Raw genomic sequence first — 15,837 nt, forward strand, 5'->3', positions numbered from 1 at the left:
AATTAATTCCTAGGATCCGCATAACGAAATAAAATTTGATAAATACTCTTCCGATCAATGATAATGTCGGCCATAACTTTCAAACCAGGAAACAATTGAAATTCTTTACCATCTTGGTTCAAATCTTGTGTTCCCAAAATCAATACTACTGAAAATGAATCCTTTTCTTTCGTGTTCGGGATAATTTGAGAAACAGTCCCTTCCACTACGCCAAAATCATTCTGATGAAAAGCTTTGACTTTAATTACAGATGATAAACCAATCCGAACTGCTCCAATATCTTTGCTACTGACCTCAACAATGGCTTCTAATGGTTGACCTTCTTCCATTAACGAAGCGACAGTTTGTCCTCTTATTATATTTTGCCCAACATTATTTACAGAGAGTTCACCGATGATTCCAGAAAAAGGCATTCGAATGATGGCATTCTCAACTCTTTCTCTTTTTAACTTTGTATCCCCTCTAAGACTTGAAATAATATTCTCTTCTCTTTGGATCTCATCTTTTAAATTTCCAAATTCCTCATTAAACTCTAATAAACTTTGATCATAAATAAATTTTGCTCCAACACCATTTTGAAAATCCATATGAGCTTTTTTTAAGCTTACAAATTTATTTAAGACTCCACCAGATAAAGCAGAACCGGAATTGTTTTCCAAATTATAGGCTAAGTTTTTTAAAATTTTCTCTGCTTCTCTTTTGTTTCGAATCAAACGTTGTAATTTTTTTTCTTCATAATCTAAGTTATTCGTATCTTTCGATAATTCAATTTGTTGTTCGGAAAATTCTAACTCCATAATGGGATCTCCTTTTTTAAGAAAGTCCCCTGATTTTACATATAAATTCGTAAGTGTTCCTGTTTCTAATGCTTCCACTACATGGTAGTTACCTTTTGGCCGAATCGACCCTGTTGCTTGTACAACAACATCTACTTTCCCAAATACTAAGAACAAAACAAAACATAGGAAAAATATTGTGAGTAGATAAATTCCTTTTCGTTCCCAATTTGGCGCAGGGTGTTTTAATAACTCATCATAATAGGATGCGGAATGTCTTGATTCCCAATTAGAATCAGTTTCTTTTATGTTTTTAAATTTTTTAAACATCATTATCCCCTTCGCTTAATGTTGGGAACAAATGATAATAAAATCCTTTTGTTGTAATCAACTCCGCATGGGTTCCCATCTCAACAATACGTCCTTCATCTAACACAATGATTTTATCAGCACTTACTGTACTATGGAGTCTATGTGAAATTTGAATGACAGTTCTATCTTGGAATACAGTTTCCCATTGTGATTGGATATGCGATTCTGTTTCGGAATCTAAAGCAGAAGTGGGCTCATCCAAAAACAAAATACTGGGATTTGTAACAAGTGCCCTTGCGATTGCCAATCGTTGCCGCTGTCCACCCGAGAGTCCAATTCCCGATTCTCCAATTTTTGTTTCATACTTCATTGGAAATCGATCTACAAAGTGATCTACCGAAGCTAACTTTGCACCGGCGAGTAAAGATTCTTGATTCAATGATGGATTTTTTTTAGATAAATTCTCTGCAATTGTACCTGAAAATAATATGGGATTCTGTTCGACGGCACCAAATTGTATTCTCACTTCTTCCGGATCTAGGGTAGAAAGATCAAAGGAATCAACAAAAACCTTTCCTTTCGTGGGAGATAATGTACCCATCATAACTCGCATTAGAGTTGATTTTCCACAACCACTCCTCCCTACGATCGCAATCTTTTCACCTGCTTCAATTTCCAAATTAATATCGGAAAGTATATTAGGACTTGTTTCCGAATAACGAAAACTAATATGGTCTAAGGTAATTTTTCCGGTCAATCTTGGCAATTCACCAAACGGACGTTGGCTGACGATTTCTCCTGGTAACGAATAAATCTCCGTAAGGCGCATTCTCGACTCTCTCAGTTCACTTAAATCTTCATATAAATGACAAAGCCGAACAATAGGTTCCATAAGAAGGGAATACAAAACAAGGAAAGCCAAAAAACTTCCCAGTGTAAGTGTTTCAGCTAACACATCACTGACACCAAATGCAATCACAGAAATTAAGCCAATCTGTTCAAAAAACTTGCTCATCAACTCCAATATATGTACTCGTTTTCCAACTCGTAAATTGGTGAGAATGGTTCTTGCAATTTCATTGAGCCCCTTAGAAAGATACCGACTTTCCATTGCGGCAGCTTTAATCAATGGCATCCCAGCAAATAAGGAAAGAAAAAAGGAAGTTGTTTTCTTTTTGGATTCAAAACTATGTTTTTGTAATTTTTTAATTTTTGCACTCGAACGAACGACAAATAAGGAATAAATGATTAAAAAGAAAAGACCAACAAAAGTAAGACTAGTATCTAAACGAAATAAAATAAAAAGATAAATTGGTAATGTCACCAAATCCAAAATCAAAAATAATCCAGATCTTTGAGTAATTTCGAGTATTCTTTGATTTTCTTTTAACCTCTGTGTAAAGTCTCCAGTTTCAAATTTTCTAAATTCCGGTAAGGTTAAATTCAATATATGTTGAAAAAATCGAACAAAATAATTGTATTCTAAACTTTGCATAAGGCCGATGGCGATCAAATTGCGGAATAGAGAAAATAATGTTTGGAAAAATATTGCTAGTGCAACACCAAATACTATGGTAAACAAAAAGTTTCTGTCTGAAAAAACCAATACCTGATCTACCACCTGACGGATCAAATACGGTAATGATAAGGTCAATAAAGCTGAAAAAACAGTTGCGACCAAAATCCAACGGATTTCTCTTTTTTGAGGGCTGAACAACAATCTAAGTTCTTTGAAAAAACTAATCAAACTCACATCGGCTGACATAGCCGCAGGTGCTGGTGAAAACTGAAGAACCACCCCATCCCAGATATTCAAAAATTGAGAAATAGAAAGTTCATACACGCCTTTGATAGGATGAGAGATCAGAACTGCATCTAAATCTTTATCAAATAAATACAAAAGACAAGGAACACTTTCATCATCAGTAATAAAAACTGGATTTTCTAATTCAGAAAGTTGTTCTGTGAATAGATGTTGTTGTTTTGTTAAAAAACCTAATTTTTCTAATTCGATTGCTAATTCAAAAATACCAGGAACAATATTTCTGCTTAATTCGTTTTTAATTCTGATTTTCCAATTGGCCGGCAAAGGTTTATCAAAGGTTCTTAATGCCAATTCGGAACAAACCAAACCAGCTAAAGTCATTTGGTCTGTTGTAACCTGTTCTATAAAAATTTTTTTGGTGGCCTTTCTAAATTCAAAACGTTTTGAAACAAAAGGTCGTATTGTGTTTTCTTCTTTTTCTTTTGCCTTGTATGTCGAATAACGCAGTAAACGCGATTGAACAATTTCTTCTAACTTGTTTCCTTTTTCAACTCCAATGACCTTACGAAAAATAGATCCAGGAATTTTATATAAATCGGAATCTTCTGAAGCAACGGCACTCGCCAATCGTTTCTGTTGTTTGAAGATAGCAATTTCACCCAAGATATCTCCTGAACGCATAATCGAGATAATTTTCCTGGGATTTTCTGTCCGAATCTGAATTTTTCCCGATCGAACAATGTATGCTGCATCTCCTTCTTCGCCTTCGGCAAAAATAAAATCACCTTGCCCAACTTTTACCAACTGGATGGACTTAAGAATGAGTTTGATCTCTTCTGGAGATAATTCATCAAAAAAACTAAGTTTACGTACGTAATGAAATTTTTCTTGTTCTTCTTCTCTGTGTTTTGCTTTCTCAGCAATTTCAGGATGTGAATCAACTAACTTTAAAAAACGAGAAGTAGGTAGGAGTAAAACAATCGAAGGTTCTAAAGCATAATAATCATGTTTTGATGGGGTTTTCGTAAGTGTGATTCTTTCCCCTATCGACTCACCAACTTCAACAAAAGCATACCTTCCTAAACTTAGATCCTGTTTGTTTTGTTTCATTCCAAATCTGCCCGTTAAGACAAAATGGATGTGATCAGGCATTTGGTTGGCTTTGATTAAATGTTGCCCTAAGCGAACAAAACGTACTTCGATATAAGGGAGCAGGTTTTCACGTTCTGCTTCGTCGAGCTCCGCAAGTAAATAGTTACTGCGAAACACAGTGCGGATTTTTTCAAGATTTCGCCTAACTTCCGATTGCATTTATTGATCCGCTAAATGAGGATCTGAGACTCTAGGAAACACCATTCCAAAGAGGATTCCAAATCCATGCATTACTACTAACATCGACGAAAATCGACTGAGTCCTAAGCAGATATTGGTATTTTACATCCGAGAAGTCTGGCTTTCACCTGGCAGAATTCACTGCCGGGGAAAGGTCCAAGTTGACAACTCGGAAGTTTTCTAAACTAGAAGGTTATGCTTTGGGATTTTCTAAAACAATGGCAATCCCTTGGCCACCACCAATACAAAGGGAAGCTACTCCGTATTTGACTCCTCGTCTTTGCATCTCTAATGCCAATGTCAAAGTTACACGGTTTCCAGAAGCTCCGAGTGGATGTCCAATCGCAACGGCACCACCATTCACATTGGTAATTTTAGGATCGAGTCCGAGTTCTTTTTGAACTGCTAAGTACTGGGCTGCAAACGCTTCATTTACTTCTACAAGACCAACATCCTTCAAACTAATTCCTGCTTTTTGTAAAGCAGCAGGGATGGCAATGGCAGGACCAATTCCCATCTTAGCGGGATCACAACCAGCATGTCCCCATGACTTCACAATGGCCAAAGGTTCTTTACCTAATTTTTTTGCTTGGGAAGCAGAAGCCACAATCAGTGCGGATGCTCCATCATTGATACCGGATGCATTTCCAGCAGTGACAGTTCCATCTTTTTTGAAAGCAGGTTTCAATGTTGCTAATTTTGTAGCACCAGCTTTTCCTTTGATGAACTCATCTTTATCAAACACAATTGGATTTTTTCCATTAATCGTAATGGGATGAATTTCATCTTTTAAGATACCTTTGTTTGTTGCTTCTTCTGCTCTTTCTTGTGAAGTCGCAGCCCAAAGATCTTGTTCTTCTCTAGAGATTTTATATTGGTCAGCTAAATTTTCTGCAGTCATTCCCATTGGAAGTTCAACATAAATATCTGTTAAACCTGTTGCCAATGAATCTTCAAATTCAGAATTTCCATAACGAACTCCAAATCTTGCATTACGAACCACATAAGGTGCGTTACTCATAGATTCAACACCGCCAGCAAGAACTGTATGTGCCTCACCTAACATAATTTTTTTTGCGGCTTGAATGACTGCTTCCATTCCCGAACCACAAAGTCTGTTGAGGGTGAGTGCTGGGCTAACAATCGGAACACCCGATTTCAAACCAATGTGTCGTGCTAAATAGATTCCGTCTTTTCCTGTGGGAATGACATTCCCAAAAATACTTTCTTCAATGAGAGAAGGATCCACACCGGTTTTTTGAAGTGCGGCTTTGGAGACTTCCACTCCAAGGTCTACGGCACTCATATCTTTGAGAGTTCCGCCAAAACTACCGAATGCGGATCTGAGTCCGCCCAAAATATAAACTTGTTCCATAGATACCAGGAATGGTCAAATTTAGTCACCTGTCAGCTAAGAATTGAAATTTCACTTGAAAGGGAACCGGAGATGGATAGACTTCCTGCATGAATCGAGAACCCATGTTCGGCCTGGAGACCGGCTTTTTATCCAAACAAACCGCGGGCCTCATTCGCGGAATCCTCCAAAAACGTTATTCAATCGGCAATACGACTGTTCCTTTGTTCTCTTCCCCTTCTCCGCTCTATCCGGGTTTGGATCTTATCTCAGACAAGGGAAACCAACCTCTCCAAAAGCGATTGGTTGTGGGAAGCATTCGTATGGGCTACGGCCACCACCGCATGGCCCTCTCTGTTTATTCTCATTCTTTAAAAAAACAAATTCCCACATACTTACATGACCTTCTTGCCATCCAATCCCCGGAAGCCACTGCGATCGCCGACATCGATTCCGGTTATAGTTATTTTTCAAGATTGAGTGCAGAGATTGGGGGACCGGTGGAATGGCTTTGGGGTGGGCTTATGTCCCAAGGAAATCTCACTTCCCTGGAACTTTCTTGCCAACTGGCAGAATTATATAAGGGGCTTATGAATGGAATTCCGACCGATTCACCAGTCATCACCACATATCCGTTAAATGGTCAAATTGCAGCGGCCTCTGGATTTCAAAAAATAATCCATCTCGTTTGTGATAACTTTCCGCAGTACTATTTATTGGTACCGAAAGCGCTCAACCTAGTCCAATCTCCTTCCGCCTATTCCAAGTTTATCCAGATGGGTGTTCCCAAAGAAAACATTGCTGTGGCAGGACATTGGGTTTCTGAAGATATTGTATCAAACGCAGTGACTGATAGTGAAAACCGAGTTCGTAGGATTGATGCAAACAAATGTCGAAGGTTTCTTATCCCCATTGGAGGAGCCGGTGCCCAAAAAGGTTATGTATTAGATTTAATACGGCTCTCAAAAAAACACCTACTGAACAAAAAGGCTGTTTTTTGGATCAATACAGGAGATCATACAAAAGTTTTAAAAGCGATTGAAGAATTTCTGATTGTCCAAAAGATTCCTTATCTATCGATCAATGATTGGGAAGATTTGATTCAGTTTATTGGACGACATCCATTACGTTCTGAAGATCACGAAAACAATCCACCGGTTGTACTATTTCATTTTCCTTCTCATACAGAAGCTTTTTCTGCAACCGATAGACTGATTCGTATTTCTGATGTTCTTGTGACAAAACCATCGGAACTTGCTTTTTATCCTGTTCCCAAACTTTTTATTCGTAGAGTGGGAGATCATGAAGCGGCCTCAGTGGTTCGTTCCTTAGAACTTGGGGAAGGAACTGTGGAATGTAGAGAGGCTAGTCATGCAAAAGAACTCATTCACATATTTACTGAATCGGATGATTTGTTACTGCGGATGAACGAGTCTGTGATTCGAAATACAATCGAAGGAGTCTATAATGGAAGTAAGGCGGCAGTTGAAATGTCAGCCGCAAACTAAACAAGCGGAACAGAAGTAGAGTTTTTAAGTAGAAAACTTTTTTTCTAATTCTTGTCTGGTGGATTCCCAAATGGCAGCGATCTTTTTTCCTTCTTCTACAGAGGAATCAATTTCACCGGTTTTCGCAAAACCCTCTGCTTTGACCACAACCTCTGAAAGAGCTGCCAAACCAAAATTGGCCGCAACACCTTTGATTTGGTGTAACTCTGCTTGTAAGTCCTTCGGTTCTTTGGAGACCAAAAGACGGTTTAGATTTTCTATCCGAGTTGCCATGTTTTCCAAAAGAGAGGTGATCATCTCTTTTAACCAAGCCCGGTCCTCAGGATCATTCATATCCACTAAAGATTCTATACGCAACCAATCGATCAGCAAGTTACACCACCCTACCAAAAGAAAACAGACGCACAAAAGCGTGTAAATTACATTTTAAAAAATCATTTGCATGGCTTCCGAATCGGTTTTTTTTGTAAAACACTATGAAAATTCACCCCACTGCCATCATCGATCCAAAGGCGGAGCTCCATGAGTCCGTAGAAGTTGGACCGTTTTGTATCATTGAGAAAGATGTCAAAATCGGAGAAGGAACCGTAATCGAATCCCATGTCAAAATCCTATCAGGAACAAGGATCGGTAAGTTCAACAAACTATCTTCGGGGGGAAGTTACGGCGGATTGCCTCAAGATTTAGCCTTCAAACCGGAAACAAAGACCTATTTGGAAATTGGAGACCAAAACCATTTCCGAGAAAATGTCATTTTGCACCGAGGAACCGTAGAAGGAAAAGCTACAACCATTGGAAATCATAACTATCTTATGGGAAATGTCCACCTTGCTCATGATGTGATCGTAGGTGACCATAACATTATGGTTCAAAACACGATGCTTGCAGGTCATGTTGTCATTGGTAATAAAGTTTTTATCTCTGGTTCCGTTGGCGTTCACCAATTTGTCCGAGTATCTGATTATGCAATGTTAGCTGGTCTAACAAAGGTAGTAAAAGATGTTCCTCCTTATGCAACTGTGGATGGACACCCAGGTGCAGTTGTAAGTTTAAATGTTGTCGGAATGAAACGTGCAGGAATTTCTGCTGATGTTCGTTTGGCAATCAAACGTGTGTACAAAGTAATTTATCACAGTGGCCTTAATACCAAACAAGCTCTTACAGAACTCAAAAAAGATACAAACCCAGCACCTGAAGTTCAAAAGATCATTGAATTCTTTGAAACAAGCAAACGTGGAGTAGTCGATCACCGTTTTGTATCTGGTGGATCTGACGAAGAATGAGAGTGCTCGTTACCGGGGGAGCCGGTTACATTGGAAGCCATATTGTTTTAGAACTGATGGAACTTGGCCATGAAATCCTCGTTGTGGATGATATGGAAAAAGGAAACGAAGCCAATTTGTTTCCAGGAAATGAGTTCATCAAAGGAGAAATCCAAAACCCTGAAATTTTAAAACAAACTTTCGCAAAAAAGATTGATGCTGTGTTTCACTTTGCGGCCTGGAAAGCTGCCGGTGAATCCATGACAGATCCGCTTAAGTATACAATGAACAACTTAAATGGAACCTTCACCTTGTTAGATGCAATGGTAAAATATGGATGTAAGTATTTTGTTTTTTCCTCTTCGGCAGCGGTATATGGAGCACCAAAATATCTTCCGATCGATGAAAAACATCCTTTGAATCCAGAAAATTATTATGGCTATACAAAGTTATGTATCGAAGAAAACTTAGAGTGGTTTGATAAACTAAAAGGTTTAAAATCAGCTCGATTGCGTTATTTCAATGCAGCTGGTTACGATCCAAAAGGTAGGATCAAAGGAATCGAAAAAACTCCTGCTAATTTATTACCCATCATCATGGAAGCTGCCTCTGGAATTCGTAACGGTTATGAAATTTTTGGAACCGATTATGATACTGAAGATGGAACTTGTGTTCGCGACTACATCCACGTTTCTGATTTAGCCAAAGCCCATGTTTTGGCGCTAAACTACATCATGTCGAAAAACGAAAGTTTAACGGTAAATTTAGGTTCGGAATCTGGATATTCAGTCAAAGAAATGGCTGACCTTTCAGAAAAAGTAGTAGGAAAAACTATTTCTCACAAAACAGGTCCTAGGCGAGCAGGAGACCCTGCAAAACTTTTAGCATCTTCTGCAAAAGCAAGAGAACTGCTCAATTGGAAACCAGAGCACAGCGATGCTAAAACTCTGCTTTCTAGTATGTGGAATCTTTATAAAAACTTATAAAGAAGGACTCTGAATTTTTTCACAATCCGGGTTTATGGAACGAACATAATCCAAAGCCCGGTCTCCAAGAACTTCAGCCCCTAAAAAACTTCCAGTCAATTGAATCTCACCAGAAGTAAATCCCTTGATCCATTCTTTTGTTAACTGATTGGAGATAGGAGCATAAGACCAATGCCATTTTTCTTCTTGGTATCCTTTATTGTTCCTTGTCGACAAACTACTGTAAGGTTGACAAAATCCATACTTGGATGCATTTTGTTTTAGCCAATCATAAAGGATTTTTCCTTTTCCCTTATCTTCAAAATAAGCATTATCTAATGCATTGATATCAAAATCGGTTCCCCAGTGATGGCGAGAAGTTCCTGGAGCACTAGAAAATTCTAAAATCAAACCGATAACCTCTTCCTGCGATTTTCCTTTGATGGGGAGACGCATTGCTTTTTTACCTGTGAACTTTGATTCCCAAATTCCTTTTTGGTGGCTAAAATTACGAAACGAAGATACCAAAAAGATATGTTGTTTGTAAGAAGTTGGTTTAGAATCTTCAAAATCATTTACCATTTGGTGGAGAGCTTTTTTGACATCTGGACGAAGGAAATGTTCTTTTTCATTTTCCTCTAAGATAACAGGCGCAAGTGGGCCTGGTGAATTAAATTTACCTGTCAAATACGCTGTTTTTTCGATTCCTAAATACAAATCTGTTTTGGAAGGTTTGACAGGTTTTTCTCCGCAGACCAAAAAGAAAGAAACAAACAAAAGGGAAATATACTTAGTTCGCAACATAGTTAAGTTCATTAAAAATTTTAGGATTAATTCGCAAATAAAAATTTGCCTTCACTGAATCTTGTAATCAATTCTGCCAGTTCAGTAGGATCATCCAATGGAAAAGAAGAAGCATCTTCTTTGGCTTCATCTAATAAATTCCGATCGGCAACCAAATCGGCAATTTTAAACTCAGGTAATCCACTTTGTTTGACTCCAAGAAGTTCCCCTGGCCCCCGAATCGCCAAATCCTTTTCAGCCAAAAAATATCCATCATTGGAAGTGACAAGTGCTTCTAAACGATCTCTTCCTTCATCACTGATAAAATCACCCGTCATCAATATACAAAAACTTTCAATATCACTTCGACCCACACGACCACGTAACTGGTGTAATTGGGAGATTCCAAAACGATCCGCATGTTCTACAACCAAAATGGTTGCATTGGGTACATCAACCCCAACTTCCACCACAGTGGTAGTGACAAGGATTTGGATTTCTCCCGATTTGAATTTTTCCATCACCAATTCTTTTTCTGCACTTTTCATTTTCCCATGTAACAAACCAATTTTTAGATCAGGAAAAACATTTGTTCTTAAGTTTTCATAAGCAACTGTACAGGATTCTAAATCTACCTTTTCCGATTCTTCCACTAACGGATAAACAATATAACATTGCCTACCCGATCCCACATACTTACGAATCGAATTATAAACTCCTGTCCTTCGATCTTCTTTGTACCAACGAGTGTCAATGGGTTTACGGCCTTTGGGTTTTGTTTTGATATTAACTAAAGTTAAATCACCATACAGAGTAAGGCAAAGAGTTCGAGGGATCGGTGTGGCCGTCATTGCCAAAATATCGGGATTTTTTCCTTTGGAACGAATGGTTTCTCTTTGGTCCACACCAAACTTATGTTGTTCATCAATCACAACAAGCCCAAGGTCAGAAAAAATGACATCTTCTTGTAGTAGGGAATGTGTTCCAATGATGATATTGGATTCACCGGTTTTGATCCTCGCCAATTTTTCCAAACGTGTTTTTTTATTTTCACCACCAAGCAGAAGTTCAATGCCAAGAAATGGCATATTACCCATAAATTTATAAATGGTTTGGTAATGTTGGCGTGCTAAAATTTCAGTAGGTGCTAAAAAAACCACTTGGATATGATTATCGATATAATGAAGACCAATGAGTAAGGCTGTTATGGTTTTTCCAGAGCCTACATCCCCTTGGAGTAAAAAGGCAGCCGGAGAATCGGAACCTGTCTGTGACAAAATCGTATTTACAGCTATTTTTTGGTCTTCGGTCAACTCGAAGGGAAGATTTTTTTCCAAATTTTCCCTGGAAGGAGATTTGGGAAGTGGCCAAAGCATACGTTTTACTTTTTGCCTTTCTCGTTGTTTGTAAAGAAGGAGCCTTTGGAAGTAAAAAAATTCTTCGTAAGCAAATCGTTTTCGTGCAATTTGTACGGCTTCCATCGTTTCTGGAAAATGGATTTCATGAAAAGCTTTATCACGACCGAGTAACTCTCGTTTTTTGACTAGTTTCTGTGGAAGATTTTCAGCAATACTTCCTCCTTCCAAAACTTGAAACATCAATTTTCGCAGTCCCTTAGAATCAAGACCTTCTTCTTTGAGTGCTTCCGTGGACGGATAAAGAGGAATGATGCGACCTGCATGGATGGAATCTTCTGGATCATCTTTGTCTGATAAAAATTCATACTCAGGATGTAGAATTTGATATCCTTTGAAATATTCTAGTTTTCCAGAAACCACAACCTTTCTATCTATGGTGAAGATCTTATGAAAAAAATTCACACCACGAAAAAATACCAAATTGATACGTTCATTGTTTAGAGTTCTAAATCCAACGAGTAACCTACTTTTTTTTCCATGAACAATATAACTATCAGCAATGGTTCCAAGGAGAGTGACAACATCCCCTTGTTTTAAAATAATATCTTTTGTAAAGTTACGATCCAAATAACGACGGGGAAAATAAGTAAGCAGTTCAAAAAAAGTTGAGATTCCATGTTCCAAAAGAACTGACTTTCGTTTTGGTCCTATCCCTTTTAGTGAAGACAAACTTTGCGATAAATCAAGTCCCTGTTTCATAGTTCATCCGTAGGTTTAGGAGGTCCAAATCCATTGTCACTTGCTCCAGAAGAATCCGTTGTATTTTTTTCTGAATCCAAAATCAAATAACAATATTTACATCCGTAAATTTGCGCCTGTTTTTTCCCTTCACTGTTTGTATAAGCAGAAATGGCAGCATATAAAAATTCGTTTTTGTTTAACACCGTCCCACAAACAGGACATAGGCGAAGTCTGGGAAGATTGGGATCTTTTTCTTTTCCGTATACTTTTCTTGGATCCCCAACTCGTAAGTTTCCTTCCTTTGCGAGACGTTCCTTTTCTTTTTTGTCTAAACTTTGGTTGTCAACGGCTGAAAGCGCATACAGAAAGAAAGCCACTGTAAATAGGACACCACAAATCGTTAGAAAGGTGACCATCTAATTGCCTCGGATATAATCTTCGGAACTCACTGTGGAAATCGAGTTTTGTGAAATTAACTTCAATTCTTTTTCTGAACAATCCACTTCAATCAAAGTATGCCAATCTTCTCCTCGCAATTGGCAAAGATTCGACTGGACTACTTTTTTCCCTTCCATAAGAATTTCGGCATAATATCCGCCTTCTTGAAATCCATGTAAAGAGTCCACAGCACCGAAGTTAGATGGATTGATAAAAACTGTATTTCTAGTTTTTTTGATTCCCTGGTCTTCGTGTACATGACCGGAAACCACAAGAGAAGGAGATTCATCGTCTAAATAACGACGAATCCCTTGGCTTCCGCATTTTCCAACTCCAGGAATGTTATCGAAATAACCATAGGCTGGATTATGAATCCAACAAATGTCGGGGAGTTCTTCTCGGAAAAAATCTTCTGGTTCACTATAGTTTTTTCCGTTCTTTGTATACTCATGAAAAACAACAGTTAGTTTCTCAGGGATTCCTGAAGTCCAAATGGGAGCTCCCCCATAACCTGATACTTTTAAATTTGAAAATTCAAAACTTTTTCTATGAACTTCGCGTTGGTATAATTCAGTGTATTGTAAATCTAAATCATAATTTCCCGGCAAACAATAAACAGGCGACTTTGCGTATTTGATAATTAGTTTTTCGATGATCTCATATTTTTCTTTCATCGTTTTGGCAGCAAGTTTATACAAATCACGATACTTTTGCGATTTTTCTACAATGGCTGTGGAATACTTTTCTGGAAACCGAATGGCATGTGTTGTAAAATCAAAAGGTGTGGAATCGTCTTTTCTTTCCGTTAACAAATAATATAACTCTTCTTGGACTCCACAAAAATCGATGATACGATCAAAAGAAAAAAAAGCCTTATATATAATATCTCCGGAAAACAAATATAAATCTGCCGCAGTGGTTTGCAGAATTCGTTTTAGACCATGAAGTCCATCATGGATATCCGTTAGATAAATGATTTTCATTTATTCATTTTCCCAGAGTAACATCTGAATGTCTCGATCTTCTTCGATATAATCGATCTTTAAATATTCAGGACCAAAAAAATCAACAAGAGGTTTTAGAATGGTGGATGATCTTACAAATATATACAATTCGCTGTTGTCACCAATGATGTATTGGATATCAATTTTTCCCGCAATGGAAGGAACTAAGTTCAGAAAATAATTCAAATCAAAAAGAATTTCCCATTGTAGGCCTGTGATTGATAAAATATGAGGGGCAGAATTTAAGATGGATTCAAATACCTTTTTTTTGTGAAAAGGATCTACCTTACCAAACCACCTAACAAAGTCAAAACGTCTTGGTTTCGTATCCCAAACCCGATACCCAACAATCTTTAACCGAGCTTTGTTGTCTTTGACCGATACCGGTTTCAAACGTACACGGTAGTGAATGGATTCTACGTTCAAAAAACGGGCAATCCAGAGCCATCCCATTCGGTAAACTCCGGTCATTATGACTTCACCCTTGGCAGAGGAGACATCCAAACTCTCTAAATCAGGATCTGCGGCAATGATCTCGGTGGCTATGACCTTTCGTAAGCTACCTAAAAGTAAGGTAACTTTATAATTACTCTTTGGGACCACTTTGGGTGGTAAAAAGAGATTTAGAGGATTGAAACGGAGAAGATCCGTTAAAAGCATATTTTAATTTTTATTTTCTATTGCCTTTTTGGAAAGCAGATTTAGAATACTGAACTCATGAAGATTGGTATCATTGGCGCCGGAAGTTTTGGCACTGCACTAGGTAGTATTTTAGCGGACAAGGGTTACGACGTGACCCTTTGGACTCGAAGTGAGGATCAGGCAAGGTCCATCAACGAAAAACATATGAATACCAAACATATGCCTGATTTGGTGCTCCCTGAAAAATTAAAAGCGGATACAAATCTCATCCATGTTGTCAAGGACAAAGATATGATTGTTTCGGCTCCCCCAAGCCACGCCCTTTCGGGGATTCTGAAAGAAATTAAAGACCATATTCCACCCAAAGTGCCGATTGTTTCTGCCTCTAAAGGGATCGAAAACGAAAGCCTTCGACTTGTTTCCGAAATTTTTGAATCCGAACTTCCTGGACAATTCCACTCGCAACTTTCTTATCTCTCTGGACCTAGTTTTGCCAAAGAAATGGTGAGGCGAGTTCCCACCATTGTTTCCATCGCTTCCAAAAATGAAGCCACCGCCAAACGTGTGCAAGAGATATTTAGTTTTACTTACTTCCGAACTTATTGGACTCCCGATGTGGTTGGGGTAGAAGTAGGTGGTGCTTTAAAAAACGTCATCGCAATTGCAGCAGGTGTTGCCGACGGTCTTGGTTTTGGCCAAAACACAAGGGCTGCTCTCATCACACGCGGGTTAAACGAGATCACAAGGATGGGAATCAAAATGGGAGCTGATCCCATGACCTTCCTTGGGCCATCTGGAATGGGAGATTTGGTTCTTACCTGTTGTGGGGAAGGATCCAGAAATCGGACGGTTGGCTTTCGTTTGGGTAAAGGTGAAAAACTAAAAGATATTTTAGCTTCTATGAACGAAGTTGCAGAAGGTGTCAAAACCACACTTTCTGCAAAAAATCTTTCTGACAAACTGGGTGTGGAAATGGCCATCACCCAAGAAGTCTATCGAATGTTATATGAGGATAAAGATCCGAAAGAAGTAGTCAAAGCTTTAATGAGCCGAGATTTAAAACGAGAAGGTGTCTAAACAAGACGGACCAACAGAACAATATAGGTTACAATTTGAATCATATAAAATGTAAACCGAATGTTCACCGCTAGGACATTAGTAGATGTTAGATGAATGAGGGATTGTAAAACCCTTGCTCCTAAAATCACAAGGCCTGCTTGGTTCACAAAATGGTCGATCATACCTAAGTTGGCTGTTAAAAAAACCACAGTCATAAATAAGGGAAGGTTTTCCAAACTGTTGAGATGGGCACGGTTCAATCTCCAATTAAAATCAGAACCATGTTGGATCCCAGCAGGGAATTCATTCGATTTCTTTTTTCCAAGTAACACTAAAATACTTCGATACGTAGTCAAAAAGACACCAAGTCCCAAAGTCCAAAGCGTAAATCCGATGAGTGTCAGATAAATAGTTTCCACAAATCCTCCTTTTGTATCAGAACCAAATCATCTTAGCTCTGAAGATACAGGTGGAGATTCTAAATGACTCTAGTTCATTTGTAAACGAATTAAATGAAATTCTTGGATGGATCTGAATG

The 15,837-nt window shown here is 38.3% G+C and carries 14 protein-coding genes; 4 read left to right on the forward strand and 10 right to left on the reverse strand.

Annotated elements, in window-relative coordinates; genetic code table 11:
- Positions 1–2: 2 nt before the first annotated feature.
- The 3 genes from EHQ47_RS04230 to EHQ47_RS04240 form a co-directional block, all read right to left on the reverse strand.
- The gene (locus tag EHQ47_RS04230; protein WP_244290216.1) at positions 3–1,109 is read right to left on the reverse strand and encodes a beta-barrel domain-containing protein; all 1,107 of its coding nucleotides are present in this window, start codon (positions 1,107–1,109) and stop codon (positions 3–5) included.
- Positions 1,099–4,164: a peptidase domain-containing ABC transporter gene (locus EHQ47_RS04235; protein WP_135749912.1), complete on the reverse strand. Its 3,066-nt coding sequence runs from the start codon at positions 4,162–4,164 to the stop codon at positions 1,099–1,101. The genes EHQ47_RS04230 and EHQ47_RS04235 overlap by 11 nt, the downstream gene beginning before the upstream one ends.
- A gap of 214 nt (positions 4,165–4,378) precedes the next feature.
- Positions 4,379–5,560: an acetyl-CoA C-acetyltransferase gene (locus EHQ47_RS04240; protein WP_135748104.1), complete on the reverse strand. Its 1,182-nt coding sequence runs from the start codon at positions 5,558–5,560 to the stop codon at positions 4,379–4,381.
- An 89-nt stretch (positions 5,561–5,649) separates the two neighbouring features.
- Between EHQ47_RS04240 and EHQ47_RS04245 the strand changes: the two genes are divergently transcribed.
- A complete protein-coding gene (locus EHQ47_RS04245) occupies positions 5,650–7,047 on the forward strand; it encodes a DUF6938 domain-containing protein (protein WP_135776616.1) in 1,398 nt (465 codons plus the stop codon).
- 24 nt (positions 7,048–7,071) lie between these two features.
- Here EHQ47_RS04245 and EHQ47_RS04250 read toward each other — a convergent pair whose 3' ends face one another.
- Positions 7,072–7,380: an Hpt domain-containing protein gene (locus EHQ47_RS04250; protein ID WP_135748102.1), complete on the reverse strand. Its 309-nt coding sequence runs from the start codon at positions 7,378–7,380 to the stop codon at positions 7,072–7,074.
- Between the two features lie 143 nt (positions 7,381–7,523).
- Between EHQ47_RS04250 and lpxA the strand changes: the two genes are divergently transcribed.
- Entirely contained in the window at positions 7,524–8,330 is an 807-nt protein-coding gene (gene lpxA / locus EHQ47_RS04255) for an acyl-ACP--UDP-N-acetylglucosamine O-acyltransferase (protein WP_135748101.1), read from the forward strand.
- Positions 8,327–9,295 carry a UDP-glucose 4-epimerase GalE gene (gene galE, locus EHQ47_RS04260; RefSeq protein WP_135696291.1) on the forward strand — a complete coding sequence of 323 codons (969 nt, stop codon included), beginning with the start codon at positions 8,327–8,329 and terminating at the stop codon, positions 9,293–9,295. The genes lpxA and galE overlap by 4 nt, the downstream gene beginning before the upstream one ends.
- On the opposite strand, the gene EHQ47_RS04265 is transcribed toward galE, so the two are convergent.
- Genes EHQ47_RS04265 through EHQ47_RS04285 form a run of 5 tightly spaced genes read right to left on the reverse strand, consistent with a single transcriptional unit; the run spans position 9,290 to position 14,258 of the window.
- Positions 9,290–10,078 (reverse strand): M15 family metallopeptidase, encoded by a 789-nt coding sequence (locus EHQ47_RS04265; protein WP_135776617.1) that lies wholly within the window; start codon positions 10,076–10,078, stop codon positions 9,290–9,292. The two genes, galE and EHQ47_RS04265, sit on opposite strands and share 6 nt — an antisense overlap.
- Positions 10,079–10,104: 26 nt before the next feature.
- Positions 10,105–12,174, reverse strand: a complete 2,070-nt coding sequence (gene recG / locus EHQ47_RS04270) for an ATP-dependent DNA helicase RecG (protein WP_135776618.1) — start codon at positions 12,172–12,174, stop codon at positions 10,105–10,107.
- Positions 12,171–12,572, reverse strand: a complete 402-nt coding sequence (locus tag EHQ47_RS04275) for a hypothetical protein (protein ID WP_135776619.1) — start codon at positions 12,570–12,572, stop codon at positions 12,171–12,173. The genes recG and EHQ47_RS04275 overlap by 4 nt, the downstream gene beginning before the upstream one ends.
- Complete coding sequence (locus tag EHQ47_RS04280) at positions 12,573–13,577, reverse strand: metallophosphoesterase family protein (protein WP_135776620.1); 1,005 nt, start codon at positions 13,575–13,577, stop codon at positions 12,573–12,575.
- Positions 13,578–14,258 carry a hypothetical protein gene (locus tag EHQ47_RS04285; RefSeq protein WP_135776621.1) on the reverse strand — a complete coding sequence of 227 codons (681 nt, stop codon included), beginning with the start codon at positions 14,256–14,258 and terminating at the stop codon, positions 13,578–13,580. It lies immediately after the preceding gene.
- Between the two features lie 57 nt (positions 14,259–14,315).
- On the opposite strand from EHQ47_RS04285, the gene EHQ47_RS04290 reads away from it, so the two are divergent.
- Positions 14,316–15,317, forward strand: coding sequence for an NAD(P)H-dependent glycerol-3-phosphate dehydrogenase (locus tag EHQ47_RS04290; protein ID WP_135748094.1), 1,002 nt, complete (start codon positions 14,316–14,318; stop codon positions 15,315–15,317).
- On the opposite strand, the gene EHQ47_RS04295 is transcribed toward EHQ47_RS04290, so the two are convergent.
- Positions 15,314–15,718 carry an MAPEG family protein gene (locus EHQ47_RS04295; protein WP_135776622.1) on the reverse strand — a complete coding sequence of 135 codons (405 nt, stop codon included), beginning with the start codon at positions 15,716–15,718 and terminating at the stop codon, positions 15,314–15,316. The genes EHQ47_RS04290 and EHQ47_RS04295 overlap by 4 nt on opposite strands.
- Positions 15,719–15,837: the final 119 nt, after the last annotated feature.

This window comes from Leptospira bourretii, assembly GCF_004770145.1.
In the GTDB taxonomy this organism is placed as follows: domain Bacteria; phylum Spirochaetota; class Leptospiria; order Leptospirales; family Leptospiraceae; genus Leptospira_A; species Leptospira_A bourretii.